Annotated in this window: 20 protein-coding genes and 1 pseudogene; 11 read left to right on the forward strand and 10 right to left on the reverse strand. The window is 73.3% G+C overall.

What is annotated here, in order from left to right; translation table 11 throughout:
* Positions 1 to 74 precede the first annotated feature (74 nt).
* Positions 75 to 305: a hypothetical protein gene (locus ACGF7U_RS03500; RefSeq protein WP_393102476.1), complete on the forward strand. Its 231-nt coding sequence runs from the start codon at positions 75 to 77 to the stop codon at positions 303 to 305.
* A gap of 122 nt (positions 306 to 427) precedes the next feature.
* Here ACGF7U_RS03500 and ACGF7U_RS03505 read toward each other — a convergent pair whose 3' ends face one another.
* Positions 428 to 1,180 (reverse strand): GH25 family lysozyme, encoded by a 753-nt coding sequence (locus ACGF7U_RS03505; RefSeq protein ID WP_393102477.1) that lies wholly within the window; start codon positions 1,178 to 1,180, stop codon positions 428 to 430.
* Positions 1,181 to 1,554: 374 nt separating this feature from the next.
* Between ACGF7U_RS03505 and ACGF7U_RS03510 the strand changes: the two genes are divergently transcribed.
* Positions 1,555 to 2,298, forward strand: coding sequence for a M50 family metallopeptidase (locus ACGF7U_RS03510; protein WP_393102478.1), 744 nt, complete (start codon positions 1,555 to 1,557; stop codon positions 2,296 to 2,298).
* 177 nt (positions 2,299 to 2,475) lie between these two features.
* On the opposite strand, the gene ACGF7U_RS03515 is transcribed toward ACGF7U_RS03510, so the two are convergent.
* Complete coding sequence (locus ACGF7U_RS03515; RefSeq protein WP_393102479.1) at positions 2,476 to 2,946, reverse strand: GNAT family N-acetyltransferase; 471 nt, start codon at positions 2,944 to 2,946, stop codon at positions 2,476 to 2,478.
* Positions 2,947 to 3,125: 179 nt separating this feature from the next.
* Here ACGF7U_RS03515 and ACGF7U_RS03520 point away from each other — a divergent pair, with 179 nt between their 5' ends.
* The 3 genes from ACGF7U_RS03520 to ACGF7U_RS03530 all read left to right on the forward strand — a co-directional run bounded on the left by ACGF7U_RS03520 (position 3,126) and on the right by ACGF7U_RS03530 (position 5,531).
* Entirely contained in the window at positions 3,126 to 4,109 is a 984-nt protein-coding gene (locus tag ACGF7U_RS03520) for a ketopantoate reductase family protein (RefSeq protein ID WP_393102480.1), read from the forward strand.
* Positions 4,110 to 4,171: 62 nt separating this feature from the next.
* Positions 4,172 to 4,672 (forward strand): SigE family RNA polymerase sigma factor, encoded by a 501-nt coding sequence (locus ACGF7U_RS03525; RefSeq protein ID WP_393102481.1) that lies wholly within the window; start codon positions 4,172 to 4,174, stop codon positions 4,670 to 4,672.
* A complete protein-coding gene (locus ACGF7U_RS03530; RefSeq protein WP_393102482.1) occupies positions 4,665 to 5,531 on the forward strand; it encodes a hypothetical protein in 867 nt (288 codons plus the stop codon). Before ACGF7U_RS03525 ends, ACGF7U_RS03530 begins: the two co-directional genes overlap by 8 nt.
* Positions 5,532 to 5,737: 206 nt before the next feature.
* On the opposite strand, the gene ACGF7U_RS03535 is transcribed toward ACGF7U_RS03530, so the two are convergent.
* Positions 5,738 to 7,321: an acyl-CoA carboxylase subunit beta gene (locus tag ACGF7U_RS03535; protein ID WP_393102483.1), complete on the reverse strand. Its 1,584-nt coding sequence runs from the start codon at positions 7,319 to 7,321 to the stop codon at positions 5,738 to 5,740.
* Between the two features lie 117 nt (positions 7,322 to 7,438).
* Between ACGF7U_RS03535 and ACGF7U_RS03540 the strand changes: the two genes are divergently transcribed.
* Positions 7,439 to 8,314, forward strand: coding sequence for a biotin--[acetyl-CoA-carboxylase] ligase (locus tag ACGF7U_RS03540; RefSeq protein WP_393102484.1), 876 nt, complete (start codon positions 7,439 to 7,441; stop codon positions 8,312 to 8,314).
* An 80-nt stretch (positions 8,315 to 8,394) separates the two neighbouring features.
* Here the strand turns inward: ACGF7U_RS03540 and ACGF7U_RS03545 are convergent, their stop codons facing one another.
* Positions 8,395 to 8,856 (reverse strand): MarR family winged helix-turn-helix transcriptional regulator, encoded by a 462-nt coding sequence (locus tag ACGF7U_RS03545; RefSeq protein ID WP_393102485.1) that lies wholly within the window; start codon positions 8,854 to 8,856, stop codon positions 8,395 to 8,397.
* A gap of 385 nt (positions 8,857 to 9,241) precedes the next feature.
* Here ACGF7U_RS03545 and ACGF7U_RS03550 point away from each other — a divergent pair, with 385 nt between their 5' ends.
* On the forward strand, positions 9,242 to 9,814 hold the full coding sequence (locus ACGF7U_RS03550) for a PH domain-containing protein (protein ID WP_393102486.1): 573 nt from the start codon (positions 9,242 to 9,244) through the stop codon (positions 9,812 to 9,814).
* A 29-nt stretch (positions 9,815 to 9,843) separates the two neighbouring features.
* Here ACGF7U_RS03550 and ACGF7U_RS03555 read toward each other — a convergent pair whose 3' ends face one another.
* The 3 genes and pseudogenes from ACGF7U_RS03555 to ACGF7U_RS03565 all read right to left on the reverse strand — a co-directional run.
* Entirely contained in the window at positions 9,844 to 10,572 is a 729-nt protein-coding gene (locus ACGF7U_RS03555; RefSeq protein WP_393102930.1) for a GtrA family protein, read from the reverse strand.
* Positions 10,573 to 10,635: 63 nt separating this feature from the next.
* Complete coding sequence (locus ACGF7U_RS03560; protein WP_393102932.1) at positions 10,636 to 11,169, reverse strand: GtrA family protein; 534 nt, start codon at positions 11,167 to 11,169, stop codon at positions 10,636 to 10,638.
* A 173-nt stretch (positions 11,170 to 11,342) separates the two neighbouring features.
* A pseudogene (locus ACGF7U_RS03565) lies at positions 11,343 to 11,427 on the reverse strand (GtrA family protein); the annotation flags it as partial.
* Between the two features lie 157 nt (positions 11,428 to 11,584).
* On the opposite strand from ACGF7U_RS03565, the gene ACGF7U_RS03570 reads away from it, so the two are divergent.
* The 4 genes from ACGF7U_RS03570 to ACGF7U_RS03585 all read left to right on the forward strand — a co-directional run bounded on the left by ACGF7U_RS03570 (position 11,585) and on the right by ACGF7U_RS03585 (position 16,643).
* On the forward strand, positions 11,585 to 13,426 hold the full coding sequence (locus tag ACGF7U_RS03570; protein WP_393102487.1) for a phosphoenolpyruvate carboxykinase (GTP): 1,842 nt from the start codon (positions 11,585 to 11,587) through the stop codon (positions 13,424 to 13,426).
* A 43-nt stretch (positions 13,427 to 13,469) separates the two neighbouring features.
* Positions 13,470 to 14,333: a hypothetical protein gene (locus tag ACGF7U_RS03575; RefSeq protein WP_393102488.1), complete on the forward strand. Its 864-nt coding sequence runs from the start codon at positions 13,470 to 13,472 to the stop codon at positions 14,331 to 14,333.
* A 365-nt stretch (positions 14,334 to 14,698) separates the two neighbouring features.
* On the forward strand, positions 14,699 to 15,841 hold the full coding sequence (locus ACGF7U_RS03580; protein ID WP_393102489.1) for a geranylgeranyl reductase family protein: 1,143 nt from the start codon (positions 14,699 to 14,701) through the stop codon (positions 15,839 to 15,841).
* A gap of 31 nt (positions 15,842 to 15,872) precedes the next feature.
* Positions 15,873 to 16,643: an isoprenyl transferase gene (locus tag ACGF7U_RS03585; RefSeq protein WP_393102490.1), complete on the forward strand. Its 771-nt coding sequence runs from the start codon at positions 15,873 to 15,875 to the stop codon at positions 16,641 to 16,643.
* A 31-nt stretch (positions 16,644 to 16,674) separates the two neighbouring features.
* Here the strand turns inward: ACGF7U_RS03585 and otsB are convergent, their stop codons facing one another.
* From otsB to ACGF7U_RS03600, 3 genes are all read right to left on the reverse strand, one after another.
* Positions 16,675 to 17,499 (reverse strand): trehalose-phosphatase, encoded by an 825-nt coding sequence (otsB, locus tag ACGF7U_RS03590; RefSeq protein WP_393102491.1) that lies wholly within the window; start codon positions 17,497 to 17,499, stop codon positions 16,675 to 16,677.
* An 85-nt stretch (positions 17,500 to 17,584) separates the two neighbouring features.
* Entirely contained in the window at positions 17,585 to 17,938 is a 354-nt protein-coding gene (locus tag ACGF7U_RS03595) for a hypothetical protein (RefSeq protein ID WP_393102492.1), read from the reverse strand.
* Between the two features lie 162 nt (positions 17,939 to 18,100).
* Complete coding sequence (locus tag ACGF7U_RS03600; RefSeq protein WP_393102493.1) at positions 18,101 to 18,541, reverse strand: XRE family transcriptional regulator; 441 nt, start codon at positions 18,539 to 18,541, stop codon at positions 18,101 to 18,103.
* Between the last annotated feature and the right edge of the window lie 13 nt (positions 18,542 to 18,554).

Below are 18,554 nucleotides of genomic sequence, written 5' to 3' on the forward strand. Positions count from 1 at the left end.
GCCGCCGCGAGATTGATTCGCATGGCCTTCCCTCGTACGGGGTACCTCTTCCGCACGACGGAAGGAGGTACGACATGGGTTACCGACTGAAGGACGCGCGGCCTCGGGTGGCACTGTGGATGCTCGTGGCCCTCGGCGACATCGTCCTGCTGCTCGTCAGCGCCGGCCTGCCGGTACTGTTCGCGCTGCTCAGCGTCGTCACCGTCACCCTCGCTGGAGTGGCTGCCTGGCGGGTCACGCGCCGTGGCGGGCTCGCTCGCGACAACGCGGTGACCGTTCCGGTGGCGGCCCGACGGCGGGCCTGACGCCCGCAGGCCGAACGGCGGGCCTGACGCCCGTGACGGTGGCGTGGCGGCAGCCGGACCAGTTGTCGACCGTACGGTGACAGCCGATCCCGCTGCCGCCAAGCGCCTCTCCGGGCTCAGCCTCAGGTGTTGTTGGCCAGTGCGATCAGCCGGGTCCGGTCGCCGTTCCAGTAGTTGCGGTCGACGGCGCCGCTGATCCCCGCGACGCTGCCGCGGTCGGTGTACTGCCAGAAGCTCCAGAACGGCGCGCCGGCCGGCAGGGTGCCGACCGTGCTGGACCAGCGGGCCACCCAGAGCGGGTGGTTGGCCCACGGCGCGGTCCAGCTGCCGGTGCACTGGTTCCACCAGCTCGTGGTGGTGTAGATGACCGCGTAGCGGCCGGTGCGCGCGCGGTAGGTGTTGAGGAAGTCCTGGACCCAGTTCCGCATGCCGGCCGTGCTGAGGCCGTAGCAGTAGCCGCCGGCGTACGGGTTGGCCTCGAGGTCCAACGCGGCGGGGAGGGTGCGGCTGTCGGCGGACCAGGCGCCGCCGTTCGAGGCCAGGTAGTTCGCCTGGGTGGCCCCGGAGGAGATGTTGGGCCGGGCGAAGTGGTAGGCCCCGCGGATGACGCCGGCGTTGTAGGCGGCCACGTAGTTCGTGTTGAACCTCGGGTCCTTGTAGCTCGTTCCCTCGGTGGCCTTGATGAAGGCGAACTGGATGCCCGCGTTGCGCACGCTCGTCCAGTTGATGGCGCCCTGGTAGTGCGAGACGTCGATGCCGGGCGTGGTGGCGGCCGCCGCCGGGGTCGCGGTGGCGACGAGCGCCGCCGCTGCGGTGGCGACGGTGGCGAGGCCGGTGGCGAGCAGCCGCCGCAGGGATGTTCTGGTACGGGTCATGGATGCCTCCAAGGACGCCGATGGGAATTGACATCCATCTTTGGAGGTAAATGCCCTCGATCACAAGAGGCGCTAAAGATATCTACATAGATGCTGGGTGTCGTATGTGTGCCGGGCGCATCCGACGCGCGTACGGTGCCGTCGGGGTCACGCTCGGTGCGGGCCCTTGGCGCCCCGGCGGTCGCAGGTGCGTGCCGGTCAGCGCGACGGCGCGGGACCGGTGCTGACGAGGCGGTCGACGCCGGACCGGACGTCCACCGCCTCGGCGACCGCGGGCGTCCACCCCCGCTCCTGTCGCCGACGGATCAGCCTGCCCCGATACGGACCCGAGGAGGGCGCGGCGACACAGGGCGGGGCCGGTAGGCTCGCGCCCCATGGTGTCGATCGACGGGCTCGGCGGTCTCTGGGACAGGCTCTTCGCGGCGCAGCCGGACCCGCCGCCGCTGCTGGTGCTGCTGACCGCCGCCGTCGCGCTGGCGGTCGTCTCCACCCGGCTGCCCTGGCGGATCGCCCGCAACGCCGTCACGATCGCCCACGAGGGCGGGCACGCGCTCGCCGCCCTGCTCACCGGCCGCCGGCTGCACGGCATCCGGCTGCACTCGGACACCTCGGGGCTGACGTTGTCCGCCGGCCGACCGACCGGCCCGGGGATGGTCCTGACCCTGCTCGCCGGCTACGTCGCCCCGCCGCTGGTCGGGCTGGCCGGCGCGTGGCTGCTCGGCGGCAACCGGATCACCCTGCTGCTCTGGGTCGCCGTGGCGCTGCTGCTCGCCATGCTGGTGATGGTCCGCAACGCGTTCGGTGTGCTCTCGCTGCTGGTCACCGGCGGGGTGGTGCTCGCCGTGTCCTGGTACGCCACGCCGCAGGTGCAGGCCGCGTTCGCGTACACCGGGGTGTGGTTCCTGCTGCTCGGCGGCGTACGGCCGGTGGTGGAGCTCCAGCGGCTGCGCTCGCGGGGCCGGATGCCCGCGTCCGACGCCGACCAGCTCGCCGGGCTCACCCCGCTGCCCGCGTTCTTCTGGGTCACCGTCTTCGCCCTGGCCAACCTGGTCGCCCTCGCCGCCGGTGCGCTGCTGCTCGCCGGCCCGATCCTCGCCGACGCCGGCCTGACGCCCTGAGCCGAGCCAGCGCCGGCCTGACGCCCTGAGCTGAGCCAGCATCGGCCTGACACCTCAGCGGGGCGGTCGCCGGCCTCACGCCCGGAGCCGGGCGGTCGCCGGCCCGGCGCTCCGAGTCGAGGGGTGTCGGCGTGCGGGCTGGGTCGGGTCGGCGTCGCACGGGGCGGACGGAAGCGGTCAGGCCGGAGCCGGGCGGAGCAGGATGTGCCCCGTCGCGGGGAACTCCTCGTTGCCGGCCAGGCGGCCGGTCTTCGTCTCCGCCAGCCGGAAGCCCTCGGCGAGGTAGAGCGCGAGCGCGCCGTCGTTGCCCGCCAGCACGGTCGTCTCGACGGCGACGTCGCCCGCCGCTTCGAGGGCGTGCCGCAGCAGCGCCCGCCCGTGCCCCTGCCGGTAGTGCGACGGATCCACGTACAGCCAGGTGACCTCGGCGTCGGCCAGCGCCACGAACCCGACGACCTCGCCGGCGTGCACGGCCACCCACACCTCGCCGTCGAAGAGGCCCTCGCCCTCGGCGGTGTCGGCCAGGGACCGGAACGCGGCGACGCCGACCGAGCAGCGCAACTCGTCCATCCGGGCGGCGTCGTGGATGCGGGCGATCGCCGGCCAGTCGTCCGGGCGGTAGGGGCGGACGGCGCGGTCGAGGGTCATCCCGCCATGCTGCCCGCGCCGCCCGTCGGCGGCAGGTCAATTTCCGGCCACCGGCGGGAGCGCGCGGACGGGACCGGCGGGCCCGGAGGCATCCGCCTTGGCCACCGGGCCGCCGCGCGTCGGGCCGCCCGCCTCGTCGTGGCCCGGGGGGCGGCGGCGCGGGCGGGCAGAATGGGCCCATGCGATACATGATCATCGGAGCGGGGGCGGTCGGCGGCGCCATCGGCGTACGGCTGGGGCAGGCCGGCCACGACGTGACCCTGGTCGCCCGCGGCGCGCACCTGGACGCGATCCGGCGGCGGGGCCTGACCCTGCGCCAGCCCGACGGCGAGGTGACCTGGCGCGGTCCGGCCGTCGACGGGCCGGGCGACGACCCGCTGCCCGCCGACACCGTCCTGGTCCTGACCGTCAAGTCGCAGGACACCGCCGCCGCGCTGGCGGCGTGGGCGGACGCGCCGGTGGCTGGTGGCGGTACGGCCGCCCACCGGCTGCCGCTCTTCGCCGCGCAGAACGGGGTGTCCAACGAGCGGACCGCCCTGCGGCTCTTCGCCGACGTGCACGGCGTCTGCGTCTGGCTGCCCGCCACCCACCTCGACCCGGGCGTGGTGGTCGCCAACGGCCACCCGCACCCCGGCATGCTGCACCTCGGCCGCTACCCGTCCGGCTCGGACGCCACCGACCGCGCGGTCGCCGCCGACCTGACCGCCGCCGGCTTCGTCGCCCCGGTTCGCGACGACGTGATGCGCTGGAAGTACGGCAAGCTGCTCGCCAACCTCGGCAACGGCCTCCAGGCGCTGCTCGGCCGGGAGGTCCCGGACGCGCTGCGGCGACAGGCCCGGGCCGAGGGCATCGCCGTGCTCGCCGCGGCCGGCGTCGCGCACACCACCACCGAGGAGGAGGCGGCCGAGCGGGGTGACCTCGTCAGCTACCGGCCGGTCGGCGGGGAGGAGCGGGCCGGCAGCTCCACCTGGCAGAGCCTCGCCCGGGGCGCGGGATCGGCCGAGGCCGACCACCTCAACGGCGAGATCGTGCTGCTCGGCCGGCTGCACGGGGTGCCCACCCCCGTCAACGCCGCCGTCCAGCTCGCCGTTCGCCGCGCGTTGCGGGAACGGATCCCGGCCGGCGGGTTCCGGCTGGCCGAGCTGGAGAAATTGATCGGTTGACCCGGCAACCTGTCGCACCGGCCGGCGCGTGTCCCCTGCGACCGCCACGGGGGAGGTAGCAGGTGCCGGACGTCGACGGCTTCGACGAGTTCTACCGGGGCAGCCGGCAACGGCTGCTGGGCTTCGTCTACGTGCTCACCGGTGACCTCGCCGAGGCGCAGGACGCCGTGCAGGAGGCGTACGTGCGCGCCTGGCAGCGCTGGTCGACCGTGAGCGCGTACGAGGAGCCGGAGGCGTGGGTGCGGGTGGTGGCCAGCCGGATCGCGGTCAGCCGCTGGCGCAGCCTGCGCAGCCGGGCCCGCGCCTACCTGCGGCACGGCGGCACCGAGACCGTGCCCGGCCCGGATCCCGACACCGTCGACGTGGTCGCCGCGTTGCGCCGGCTGCCGGAGGAGCAGCGCACCGCCATCGCCCTGTACTACCTCGTCGGCATGCCGGTGGCCGAGGTGGCCCGGCAGACCGCCGCCCCCGTGGGCACGGTCAAGGCCCGACTCTCCCGGGGGCGTGCCGCGCTCGCCGGGCTGCTCGCCGTCTCTGACCTGGAGGAGGCCGCCGATGCGTGACGACACGAGGTTCGTCGAACGGCTGCACCGGGACCTGCGCGACGTCCGCTGGCCGGAGCCCGCCGAGATCCGCGCGCGGGCACGCCGGCGCAGCAGGCGTACGGCCGCAGCGGCGGCGGCCGTCGTGTTCCTCGTCGCCGGCGCCGTTGCCGGCGCCGGCGACTGGTGGCACCGCCCGGCCACGTCGCCGGGCCCGGCGACGGTCGGCACCGCGCCCGGCGGGAACGAGGTGCCCACGGAGGCGCTGCTCCAGCCGGCGGACCTGCCGGCGACGACCGCGCCACCGCTGGTCGAGGCCGGTCTCGGCGAACGGGTCCGGATCGACGTCGCGCTGGAGGCTTGCCTGCGCAACAGGGGGGCCAGGGTCGAGTGGGTGGAGTCCCGCTACTCGCGGTCGCAGACAGTGCTGCGTGCCCGGCCGGCGGGCGCCGTCCCGCAGCCCGAAGACGTGCTGCTCACCCAGGGCCTGTACCGGGTGGATCCCGCAGCCGCCCCGATGGTCGTGGACGACCTCGCCCGCCGGTTGACCCCGTGCGTGGAGTGGCAGCGCCACGGCCAGACCGATCGGCGGGGGCGGGTGGTCGCCGAGGCGGGTGCGGCGCACCGGTGGGACGTCGTCGAACGCGACTTCGCCGGCTCCCAGGCCGCGCTGCTGCGGCACAGCACGTCGGCGCCCCGGCACCTGACCGTCGGACGGGAGCCAGGCGGTGCCCCGGCGCCGACGAGCACCGCGGTGGTGCGGGTGGGTGACCTGGTCACGGTCCTCAGCCTCGGCGGGGGCGGCAGCGAGACCGAGCTGCGCCGTCTCGCCACGGTGGCCGCCGCCCGCATGTGCGCCACCGCCAACCCCCGCTGCTGACCCCGCGACCCGCCCCGCCCCCGACTCGCCCCGCCCCGACCCGCCCTCGGCCCGCGCAACTTCAGGGAAGGAGTGGCCTCCCTCCGCCGGAAGGGGACAACTTCCCCGAAGTTGCGCGGGCACGACGCGGGCAACGGCGCCGGGGCGGCGTGGCGCACGACGCGGCAACGGCGCCGGGGCGGCGTGGCGCGGGCGCGCCGGGTGGGTCAGAGGGGGATGTTGCCGTGCTTCTTCGGAGGCAGCGTCTCGCGCTTCGTGCGCAGCACCCGCAGGGCGCGGACGATCTGGGCGCGGGTCTCGTGCGGCGGGATGACGCTGTCGACGTAGCCGCGTTCGGCCGCGATGTACGGGTTGGCGAGGGTGTCCTCGTACTCGGCGATCTTCTCGGCGCGTACGGCGGCGGGGTCCTCGGCGGCGGCCAGCTCCGAGCGGTAGAGGATGTTCACCGCGCCCTGCGCGCCCATCACCGCGATCTGCGCCGTCGGCCAGGCGAAGTTCAGGTCCGCGCCGAGGTGCTTGGAGCCCATCACGTCGTACGCCCCGCCGTAGGCCTTGCGGGTGATGACGGTGACCTTCGGGACGGTGGCCTCGGCGTACGCGTAGATGAGCTTGGCGCCCCGGCGGATGATGCCGTCCCACTCCTGGCCGGTGCCGGGCAGGAAGCCGGGGACGTCCACGAAGGTCAGCACCGGGATGTTGAACGCGTCGCAGGTGCGCACGAACCGGGCGGCCTTCTCGGAGGCGGCGATGTCCAAGGTGCCGGCGAAGTGCATCGGCTGGTTGGCGACCACACCGACGGGGCGCCCCTCGACCCGGCCGTAGCCGATGATCAGGTTCTGCGCGTAGAGCGGCTGGACCTCCAGGAACTCGCCGTCGTCGAGGACGTGCTCGATCACCCGGTGCATGTCGTACGGCTGGTTCGCCGAGTCGGGGATCAGGGTGTCCAGCTCCCGGTCCTCGTCCGAGACGTCGAGGTCGGCGGGGGCCTCGTAGACCACCGGCTCGTCGAGGTTGTTCGACGGCAGGTACGACAGCAGCGCCTTGACGTACTCGATCGCGTCCTCCTCGTCCGTGGCGAGGTAGTGCGCGTTGCCGCTGCGGGAGTTGTGCGTACGGGCGCCGCCCAGCTCCTCCATCGCCACGTCCTCGCCGGTGACCGTCTTGATGACGTCCGGGCCGGTGATGAACATGTGCGACGTCTGGTCCACCATCACGGTGAAGTCGGTGACCGCGGGGGAGTAGACCGCGCCGCCCGCGCACGGGCCCATGATCAGGGAGATCTGCGGGATGACGCCGCTGGCCCGCACGTTGCGGAAGAAGATCTCGCCGTAGAGGCCGAGCGAGGCCACGCCCTCCTGGATCCGGGCGCCGCCGGAGTCGTTGATGCCGATGACCGGGCAGCCGATCTTCATGGCCAGGTCCATCACCTTGACGATCTTCTCCCCGAAGACCTCGCCGAGGGAGCCGCCGAAGACCGTGAAGTCCTGCGCGAAGACGCAGACCTGCCGGCCGTCGATGGTGCCGTAGCCGGTGATGACGCCGTCGCCGTACGGGCGGGTCTTCTCCAGGCCGAAGTTGGTGGACCGGTGCCGGGCCAGCTCGTCCAGCTCGACGAAGGAGCCCTCGTCGAGCAGCATCTCGATCCGCTCACGAGCGGTCTTCTTGCCCCTCGCGTGCTGCTTCTCGACCGCGCGCGCCGACCCGGCGTGCACCGCCTCGTCGACCCGTCGCTCCAGGTCCGCCAGCTTGCCCGCGGTGCTGTGGATGTTGATCCCGGTCTCGGTAGTCACCCAGGGAATATAACGATGGTTCAGGCCGGCGCGGCTGTGCAGTTCGCCTCAACCGGGCCGCCGCCGGCCGCGCGGTGCCCGGGCGGTGGCCGGCGCCGTGCACCGTAGGCTGGCGGGATGCCGGGCTCGCCGTACACCGATCTGGACCGCCCGCCACTGTCGGCGGCGCGGCTGCGGCGCGCGCTGGTCGCCCCGCACGGCCCGTGGACCCGGCTGGAACTGCGCGCCGAGACCGGCTCCACCAACGCGGACGCGGCCGAGGCGGCCCGGGCCGGCGAGCCGGAGGGCCTCGTCGTCATCGCCGAGCGGCAGACCGCCGGGCGCGGCCGGCGCGGGCGGGTCTGGCAGTCGCCGGCCCGGGCGGGCATCGCGACCAGCGTGCTGCTGCGGCCGGGCGAGGCCGTCGCCGACCGCGCCTGGCCGCCGGCGCCCCCCGCCGGGTACGGCTGGCTGCCGCTGCTCGCCGGCGTGGCGCTGGTCGAGGCGGTGACCCGGCTCGCCGAGCTGGACGCCAGCCTCAAGTGGCCGAACGACCTGCTCGTCGACGGCCGCAAGTGCGGCGGGATCCTGGCCGAGGCGATACCGGCGGCGGATCCGGCGCGGCCGCCCGCGATCGTGCTCGGTATCGGGCTGAACGTGACGCTGCGCGCCCACGAACTGCCGGAGAACCCGGGCGGGCTGCCGGCCACCTCGCTGCAACTGTCCGGCGCGTCGGTCACGGACCGGGACCCGCTGCTGCGGGCCCTGCTGCGCGCGCTCGCCGACTGGTACGACCAGTGGCGGGCCGTGGGCGCGGACGTGCGGGAGTGTGGGCTGCACGAGGCGTACGTGCGGTCGTGCGACACGGTGGGCCGGCAGGTGCGGGTGCTGCTGCCCGGCGGCGGTGAGTTGGTCGGCTCCGCCACCGGGATCGATCCGGACGGGCGGCTGGTGGTGCGGACGTCGGGCGGCGAGCACCGGGTGGCGGCCGGGGACGTCCTGCACCTGCGGTAGCTCGGCGGGCTGCCGAGGATCGGCCGTCCCACCGTCCTGCCGAGGGCCGGCACCCGTCGTCGGCGGCGCCGAGCCCGAGGTCAGTCGACCGTCCGGAGCGCCGAGACGAGGGCGGCCTGTGGCCCGGAGGACTGCGCCATCTCCTCCAGCGCGTCGGTCAGCGTCTGCTCGTACGTGCCGCGTGCCTGGTCGTGGCGCGTGCGGCCGGCGTCGGTGACGACGGTGTAGATGCCGCGCCTGTCGTCCGGGCAGAGGTCGCGGTACGCGAAGCCGGCCGTTATGAGCCGCCCGACCAGACGGGTCACCGAGCTCTGGTTGAGGCCGATCCTGGCGGCCAGGTCCTGCATGCGCAGCTCGCCGTCCGGCGCCTCGACGAGGTGGGCGAGCGCGCGGTACTCGGACAGGCCCAGTCCGTGCGCGCGCTGCAACGCGGTGGCGAGCCGGTGCTCGACGTGGGCGTACAGGGCGGTGACCTGGTCCCACCTCGCGGCGTCGGACGCGGCCGTGGGGCGTGCACTGCCGGTGCTCGCTGTGGTGGCCATCAGCCCTCCTTCGTCCGCCGGCCCGACCGGCCGGGTTGGAACGCGACCTGACAATAATCTACATGCACATGCAAAATTCGCTTCGTTTGCACGCCATGCAGACTGTGGAGCTGGCCTGCTCCGCAGCGGTCATCGGTGGTGCCGTCCTGCTCCGGCAGGCCGGCGCGTGACCGTGACGACGGTCCTTGGGGTGACCAGGTCGCCCCGGGGAGGCGGACCCCGACCGCCCGCCCGCCGGCGGGCGAGTCGGCGCCAGGGGGTTCCCCGACCGACGGCCCGGTCGGCGCCGGCGAGGTTCCCCGCGACACGGGCCTTGCGGCGGAGGCGGCGAGGCGGTGGGAGCCGCTAGCGTCATCGCGGACATCGTGGACGCGAGGAGGTTCGTGTGGCATTTCCGGAGGACGTGCTCACCGAGGACGAGCACGTCGTGCTGCACCTGCACCCGCACTGGAAGGCGCTGATCCGGCCGGTGGCGGTGCTCGTGCTCGCCGTCGCGGCGGTCGTGGCCGGCGTGGTGCTGCTGCCGTCCGGCGGGGGCGGCTCGGTCGCGCTCGCCGTCATCGGCGGCCTGGCCCTGCTCGCGGTGCTCTGGTTGGCGCTCTGGCCGTTCCTGGTCTGGCGGACCACCCACTACCTCTTCACGAACGAGCGGGTGCTGCTCCAGCAGGGGGTGCTCTCCCGGGACCGGCGGGACATCCCGCTCACCCGGATCAACGACCACGCGATGAACCAGCGGTTCGTCGAGCGGCTGCTCGGCTGCGGGACGCTGACCATCGAGTCGGCCGGCGAGCGCGGGCAGTCGGTCCTGCACGACGTGCCGCGGGTCGGCCAGGTCCAGACCAAGCTCTACGAGCTGGTCGAGGCACACCACGACAAGCACTCGCTCGGCGAGACCGAGATGCGCGACATCCTGGCGGACATGAACGAGGGGAAGCCGCTGCGCGACCCCACCGCCTGAGCCCCCGCACCCGTCCGCCCCGGAGCGGGTCAGCGGCGCGGGGTGCGGCGGGTGCTGGCCTGGAGTTCGGCGGCCAGTTCGGCTTCCAGCTCCCGGTCGAGGGAGCCGCCGAGGCCGGCGTCGAGCGGCACGGGGCGGCCCTGGAGCGGCGCGCCCTGGCCGGTCGCCGGCGCGGGGGCCGGGCCGCGCCGTTCGGTGCCCGGCGGTGGCTGGGCCTCCTCCAGCTCGGAGATGGACTCGGCCAGGTCGGCCACCGGGTCCATCTCGGCCATGGTGTCCCACTCGTCGCGCGGGATGCTGTGCCAGGTCTCGGCGGCGTGGGCCGGCGCCGGTTGGAACACGAACGTCCGGTAGGACCAGAACCGGAAGAGGGTCGCGAGCAGCACGCCGGCGGTCTTCGCCACGTTCAGGGCCAGCAGGCTGGTCATGCCCAGGCCGTACTTGGCGGCGGCGAGGACACCCAGCTCGATGAGCAGGCCGGCTCCGTTGAAAAGGAAGAACAGGGCGTATTCGCGCCGCATCGCCGATTTCGGGCGGTCGCGGTACGTCCAGTGACGATTCATCAGGTACGACGTGATCGTCGCCACGATGGTGGCGATGACCGTCGCCTTCAGTTGGCCGTCGACAAAAACGGTCAGTGCCAGCGCATTGAACACCGCGTAATTGATGACGGTGTTGATGCCGCCGACGATCCCGAATTTGAGCGCCTCGTGGATGAACTTCTGCCAGCGCTCAGGCAGCAGACGGACAAGACGCATGCGGAACACCTTAGGGCAGTGGGCGGGGCCGGCAGGCTCCGGCCGGACGAGGTGGGCGGCAGGTCACGCCCCGTGGTCTCGGTCGTGCTTCACTTCCGGAACGGCTGGGGTTCCCGCTTCCACGAAGACGAACCGCCGGTAGGACCAGAATCGGAAGAGCGTGCCGAGCCCGGTGCCGACGATGTAGCTCGCGATGTTGTCGGCCAGCGGGGTCTGGAACACCTCGGGCCAGATGCTGCCGAGGCCGTAGCGGCTGATCGCCAGGCAGGCCACCGCGATCCCCAGGCCGACGCCGTTGAAGAAGAAGAACAGCGCGTACTCGCGGGCCGGGTTGGAGCGCTTGCGGTGCCGCCACGTCCAGAACCGGTTGCCGACGAACGCGACGGTCGCCGCGACGAGCGTGGAGATGGTCTTCGCCGTCACCTGCTCGACGCCCCGCACGCTCGTCAGGTAGTTGAAGAGCGCGAAGTCGATCAGAAAGGCGATCCCGCCCACGGTGGCGAACTTGCTCAACTCGCGGACGAGGTGGCCGAAACGCTCGACCAGTGCGTGGACCAGACCCGAGCGGGTCTGCCGGGAGCCTGGCTCCCCGGTCATCGTCGCGGCCACGACGCCGAGCCTACCGGCTGGGGGCATCCCGCACGGGTAGCAACGACGAGCCGCCCCGGCGGGTGTGCGGCTGTGGACAGAGCGTAACGAGTTCCGGTGCGCGGCCGGGGGCGGTTCGCGAGTTCGTCGGCGGGACGCGGCGGCTCGGCCGGCGAGAGTTCCCACAGGATTTGCGTGAAACTGCGCGCGAAAGCGGGTATTAGCTCGTGATGCCGCAGCGTGACCGCACCTTGTGCAGTTCTTCACAACCAGTCCCACTGACTGGCGACGTCACCCGGTTTACGCTGAGGCCAATCCCAGGTTTCCACGAAGGGCGACGCACCGCGCCGTTAAGGACGCACAGCGCCGTCAAGACTCGTGCATCCCATAGATCGGTCAGCGTCGACCACCAAGGAGATGTGTCATGGTTGCTCCGGCTACCGTTCGGGGTATCGATCAGGCCCCGACGTCCCACCCCAAACTGCTCGCCTGGGTCCGTGAGGTCGCTGAACTGACCACCCCCGACCGTGTCGTCTGGGTGGACGGGTCCGACGAGGAGTGGCGTCGCCTCACCGATGAGCTCGTCGAAGCGGGCACCCTGATCCGGCTCAACCCGGAGAAGAAGCCCAACTCGTTCTACGCGCGTACCGACCCGACGGACGTGGCCCGGGTCGAGGAGCGCACCTTCATCTGCTCCGTCGACGAGGCGGACGCCGGCCCCACCAACAACTGGATGGCGCCGGCCGAGATGAAGCGGACGATGACGGAGCTGTACCGCGGCTGCATGCGCGGACGCACCATGTACGTCATCCCGTTCTGCATGGGCCCGGTCGAGGCCGAGAGCCCCATGTTCGGCGTCGAGATCACGGACAGCCCGTACGTGGTCGCCTCCATGCGCATCATGACCCGGATGGGCGCGAAGGTGCTCGAGGCCATGGGCGACGACGCGGACTTCGTCCACGCGCTGCACTCGATCGGCGCCCCGCTCGCCCCCGGCCAGCAGGACGTGGCGTGGCCGTGCAACGAGACCAAGTACATCTCGCACTTCCCCGAGACCCGGGAGATCTGGTCCTTCGGCTCCGGCTACGGCGGCAACTCGCTGCTGGGCAAGAAGTGCTACTCGCTGCGGATCGCCAGCGTGATGGGCCGCGACGAGGGCTGGCTCGCCGAGCACATGCTGATCCTCAAGATCACCTCGCCGGAGGGCAAGGTCTACCACATCGCCGGCGCCTTCCCGTCCGCCTGCGGCAAGACCAACCTCGCCATGCTGGAGCCGACCATTCCGGGCTGGAAGGTCGAGACCATCGGCGACGACATCGCCTGGATGCGCTTCGGCCCCGACGGCCGCCTCTACGCGGTCAACCCCGAGTACGGCCTCTTCGGCGTCGCGCCCGGCACGGACTGGAAGACCAACGCCAACGCGATGCGGACGCTGGACCGCGGCAACTCCATCTTCACCAACGTGGCCCTGACCGACGACGGCGACATCTGGTGGGAGGGCATGGGCGAGCCGCCGGCGCACCTGATCGACTGGAAGGGCAACGACTGGACGCCGGAGAGCGACAGCCTCTCCTCGCACGCGAACAGCCGGTTCTGCACCCCGATCACCCAGTGCCCCATCCTCGCCGAGGACTACTACGACCCGAACGGCGTGCCGATCGACGCGATCCTGTTCGGTGGCCGCCGCCGGGACACCATCCCGCTGGTGACCGAGGCCCGCGACTGGGTGCACGGCGTCTACATGGGCGCGACGCTCTCCTCCGAGACGACCGCCGCCGCCTCCGGCGCCGTCGGTGTCGTGCGGCGCGACCCGATGGCGATGCTGCCGTTCATCGGCTATCACGCCGGTGACTACTTCCGGCACTGGATCGAGATGGGCAAGGGCGCCGACGGCGACGAGTCCAAGCTGCCCAAGATCTACTACGTCAACTGGTTCCGCAAGGACCCGGAGGGCAACTTCCTCTGGCCCGGCTTCGGCGAGAACTCCCGCGTGCTCAAGTGGATCATCGAGCGGCTCGAGGGGCGCGCCGAGGCGGTGGAGACCCCGATCGGCATGGTCCCGGCGCAGGACGCGCTCGACGTCGAGGGCCTGGACATGACCCCGGAGGACGTCCGGATCGCGCTGAAGGTCGACCCGGAGGAGTGGCGCAACGAGCTGCCGCTGGTCACCGAGTGGTTCGAGAAGTTCGGCGACAAGCTGCCGGGCGTGCTCTGGGCCGAGCTGGACGCGCTGCGCGCCCGGCTCGACGCGGCGCCGCAGCGCTGACGACAGGTGTGACGGACGCCCGCACCGGGCATCATCGGATCCCATGAGGACGGCCGCCGAGACCCAGGTCCGGCGGCCGTCCGCCGTCCGGGCGCTGACGACGCTGCTCGCGCTGACCGCGGCGGCCACCGTCGTGGTCGAGCTGCTCAACTGGTGGTACGCCCCGGAGCAGGGCTTCGGGCTGGCCGTACGCACCGGCTGGGCGATGCTCCGTTCGCTCGGCTTCCTGCTGCTGATCGGGCACGTCCGTCGCGGCCGGACGGTGGCCCGGCCGTTCGGGTTGATCCTCGCGGTGACCACCGTGTTCGCCGTCGGGCGGTTGATCGTGCCCCGGCAGGGGGTGCCGCCGTTGCCCGGGCTGCTCGGGTTCGCCCTGCTCACCGCACTCTGCGCGGCCGTGATCTGGCTGCTCCACCGCTCGCCCGCGGTGTCCGGGCACCTGGTCCGCCACCGGCCCCGGCTGGTCATCGACCGCGGCGGCATCTCCTGGCGGGAGGCCCCGCCCCGCCGGCCGGAGGTCAACGGCTGGCTGCTCACCAGCCGGGTCGCCGCGTTCACCTACAGCCCGCTGATGCTGGTTCCGGCCCTGGTCGCCGGCGGCGCCGTGCTGGACGACCGGCTGACCGCGGTGCCCGCCGTGCTGTTCTGGTTCGCCGCCGGCATCGCGACCAGCTACGCGGTGCTGTTCTGCACCGCCTTCCTGATGCGCGGCAGGGGCTGGGCGCGCACCCTGTTGGTGACGGTCACCGCCGCCGTGCTCGCCGTCGACCTGCCGCTGTGCTGGTGGCTGCTCGGCGTCGACGGGCTGGTCCGCGACGGCGGCCCGCTGCTCGCCGCCGCCGCTCTGACGCTCTACGGCCTGTGGCGCGCGGTCCGCGCCGAGCGCGCCGCCCCGGCCCCCACCTGACGCGACCCGCCGGTGCCACAGGGGCCGCCGGCGTCGTCGGGACCACCCTCGCTCGCGCCTGATCCGCCCTCGCACGTGCCTGATCCGCCCTCGGCCGCCCTTGAGCCGCGCAACGTCAGGGAAGAGCGGCCTCCCTCCACCGGGAGGGGACAACTTCCCTGACGTTGTCGCGGATCTCGGGCATGACGGCGGGCCGGCGGGGTGGGTGTGCCGCGGGGCCGGTCGGCGGTGGGCTCGGCAGCGCGCCGTCGGACGCCATCGGGGGCGATCGGCAAGGAATCGACCGACGTGCCGGTGAGGTGCCGGCGTGGCGGGCCGGAGCGGCGGCAGGATGGCCGGGAGGCGCTGCGGAGGGAGACGACGCGGTGAGCGACGAGTTCGACGTGGTGGTGGTCGGGGCCGGGCCGGCCGGGTCGGCCGCCGCGCTGGCGGCCCGGCGGGCGGGGGCGAGCGTGCTGCTGCTGGACCGCTGCGACTTTCCGCGGGACAAGGCGTGCGGGGACGGCATCGCGGCGCACGCGCTGGACGTGCTCGACGAGCTGGGGGTGCCCGAGGCGGTGGCCGGGTACGCGCCGCTGCCGGCGCTGCGCCTGGTCGGGCCGGGCGGCGGCACGGTGGCCCGGGCGCTGCCCCGGCCGGCGTACACCGTGCCCCGGACGGTCTTCGACGCCCGGCTGGTGGCGGCGGCGGTCGCGGCCGGCGCGCGGCTGCGCCGGCACGTGGTGCGCCGGGTCGACGTCCGGGCCGACCGGGTGGTGCTCGACGGGGACGTCGCCGCGCGGGCGGTGGTCGGCGCCGACGGCGCGGGGTCCGTCGTCCGGCGGGCGCTCGGGCACCGGGCGAATCCCGACCGCCACCTGGCGCTCGCCATCCGCGGCTACGCCCCGGCGCTGCCCGGCCCGCCCGAGCAGCACATCGTCACGTCGGCCCCGCGCTGGCCGGCGTACGCCTGGTCGTTCCCGATCGGCGACGGTCGGGCGAACGTGGGGTACGGGGAGGTGCTGCGGGGCGAGCCGCTGACGCGGGCCCACCTGGTCGACCGGCTCGGGGCGCTGCTGCCCGGCACGGACCTCGCCACGGTGACCGACCTGCGGGCCCATCACCTGCCGCTGTCCACGCACCGGCCCTCGCCGGGGCGCGGCCGGGTGCTGCTGGCCGGCGACGCGCTCTCGCTGATCAACCCGTTCACGGGCGAGGGGATCTTCTACGCCCTGCTCTCCGGCGCGCTGGCCGGCGCGGCGGCCGCCGGCCCGCCCGAGCAGGCCGCCGGGCGGTACGCGGCGGCGCTGCGCCGTCGGCTCGGCGCGCACCTGCGGCACAGCTCGTTCGCGGCGTGGCTGGCCCGGCGCCGGCGGGTGGTCGACGCGGCGGTCCGGGCGGCCCGCCGGGACGAGCGGGTCTACCGCACCGTCGTCGAGCTGGGGCTGGGCGACGGGCGGCTCGACGCCCGCACGCTGGGCATGATCGGCATCGGTCTACCGGCGTGGGATCGCCATCCGAGGCGGTGATCCGCGGGGCAGGTCGCTACGCTGCAAGGTGATGACTCTGCGGGACCTGATCTACTCGGTGTACGAGCGTCGGCTGACGGCCAAGCTCGCGGGCAAGCCGGTGCCCCGGCACGTCGGCGTGATGTGCGACGGCAACCGCAGGTGGGCCCGGGAGATGGGCTACGTCGACCCGAACGACGGTCACCGGGTCGGCGCCGCCAAGATCAAGCATGTGCTGGGCTGGTGCGACCAGGCCGGCATCGGGCACGTCACGCTCTACCTCCTGGCCACCGACAACCTGCGCCGGCCGGCCAAGGAGCTCGACCCGCTGCTCAAGATCATCGAGGATCTCGTGGTCGAGCTGGCCGAGGAGGGCAATCCCTGGCGGCTGCGCATGGTCGGCGCGCTCGACCTGCTCCCGGCGTCGACCGCCGCGGCGCTCAAGGCCGCCGAGGAACGCACCCGCGAGCGCAGCGGCGGGGCGGAGGTCAACATCGCGGTCGGCTACGGCGGCCGGCGGGAGATCACCGACGCCGTGCGTTCGCTGCTGCTGGAGCACGCCGCCTCGGGCGGCACCATCGAGGAGCTGGCCGAGGTGCTGGACGTCGAGCACATCGCCGAGCACCTCTACACCCGCGGCCAGCCCGACCCGGACCTGGTCATCCGCACCAGCGGCGAGCAGCGCCTCTCCGGCTTCATGCTCTGGCAGTCGGCGCACTCGGAGTTCTACTTCTGCGAGCTGAACTGGCCGGACTTCCGGCACATCGACTTCCTGCGCGCCCTGCGCTCCTACGCCAACCGCCAGCGCCGCTACGGCGTCTGACCCCGGCCCGGCGCGGCCGGTCGGGAGCCCGTCAGGCCAGGTGGCGGGTGGCGTCGGTGAGGAAGTCGCCCAGGGCGGCCGGGGAGTCCAGCGTCAGGTCGGCGGCCTCGGCGACCTCGTGGCCGGTCTCCGGGTTGGCGACGGCGACGCAGACCCCGAAGAAGTGCGGATCGCCGGCGGCCCGGGCCCGCAGCGCGGCGAACGCCTTGATGTCGGAGACGTCGTCGCCGAAGTACCAGGCGCCCTCGGCGTCCCGGACCACCTCGTCGATCACCATGCCCTTGTCCCGGTCGACCGGCGGCTTGAGCTCCAGCACCATGCGCCCGGCCTGGACCTTGAGCCCGAGGCGCTCGGCCTGGGCCCGGCCCCACTGCTCCACGGCCCCGCCGAGCTGCGGCGACGTGCGCCAGTGCAGCGCCACGGAGAGCCTCTTGTACTCCACCAGCGCGCCCTCGGGCAGCTCGGCCCGGGCCTGCTCGGCCAGCTCCGCCATGGTGGGCACCCACGGCAGGGCCGCCGGCTCGGTCACCGTCTCCCCGCCCGAGTGGCTGTGTTCCAGGCCGTAGAGGCCGTACAGGTCGATCCCGGCGAGCCCGCCGAGGTGGTCGCGGAGGAACTCCACCGGTCGCGCGGAGACGATCGCGACCCGCCGTACGACGGGGGCGAGCGCCTCGATCGCGGCGAGCACCTTCGGCGCGGGCCGGACCGCGGTGGGGTCGTCGTCGACCGGCGCCAGGGTGCCGTCGAAGTCGAAGAAGAGCACCGTCGCGGCCGCCCGCCCGGCGGTCGTCCGCCAGGCACGGTCGGCGTCCAACGGGGTCTTCGGCTGCTGGTTGCCCAGGTTCAACGGCGGCACGCGCGTCAGCGTACCCCGGTCGGGTCGGCTCATTCCCCGGCCGAGCGGTGGCGTCCGGCGGGCAGCGGAGGGCGGGCCTGGCGGGTCAGCGTTCGGCGGCTCCCCGTCCCCGTCGCCCGAACGGCACGACGGCCGCCTCCTGGCCGTGGCTGAGCAGGTAGCCCTCCACGAACCCGGTGTTGCGGTCGCCGGTGTGCTCCTCGATCTCCTTGAGGCGGTTCACCAGGAAGTCGGCGAGCGCGCTGATCCGGTCGTTCAGCCGATCGTGCAGTTCGGCCATCACCGCCAGGACGACCGCGGTGCCGGTGGTGGTGAGCGCGAGGAGGTTGACGAGCAGGGGAAGCTGCCCGCCGTTGACCGCCAGGGTCACCACGTTTCCGGTCACGCCCAGTGTCACCGACACGGTGGCGATGACGACTGCCATCCACTTCAGGGTCATGGACAGACCCCTCCTTCTGTCCCGCAGGGCTGGGTTCGGCCTTGTCCCGTCCCCCCGCCGACGACGAGCCCAAGCAGTACGAATACGGACGCTAGCGCGCCCGTTCCGGCCCCGGAGCGAAACGAATGAGTCTGACCTGCCGTTCTTTCGCCATCTGAGGAACTAGCCGGCCTGTTTACCCCGTTTTCGGACATCCACCGGCAGGGTGGGGCGATATGCGAGGTAACGGATGGTCTCCCGGATGTGGAACTTTTCCGCGTCGGAGACGTCGGGGTCGACGAGGCGGCGCAGCAGCGCCTCCACGTCGGGGTCCATCGGCGGCGGGGTGGGGGCGCTGCGGGGCGTCGCCGTCCGGTCCCAGCCCAGCGCGGCGAAGGCGGTCGCCGGGTTGAGCCCGAGCCCCTCGCAGAACGCCACGACGCGTTCGGCCTCCGGGTCGCTGGCCCAGTCGCCCCGGACCCAGCGGTTGATGGTCTGCCGGGAAACACCGGTGCGACGGGAGACCTCGGTGCCGCTCCAGGCCCGGGTGGCCCGGGCCTCGTCGAGCGCCCGACGGACGAAGGTGGCGAAGGCGATCTTCCGTGCGTTGGCCGTCTCGGTCACGTCGTGACGGTAC

It is taken from the genome of Micromonospora sp. NPDC047670 (genome assembly GCF_043204915.1).
GTDB lineage: Bacteria > Actinomycetota > Actinomycetes > Mycobacteriales > Micromonosporaceae > Micromonospora.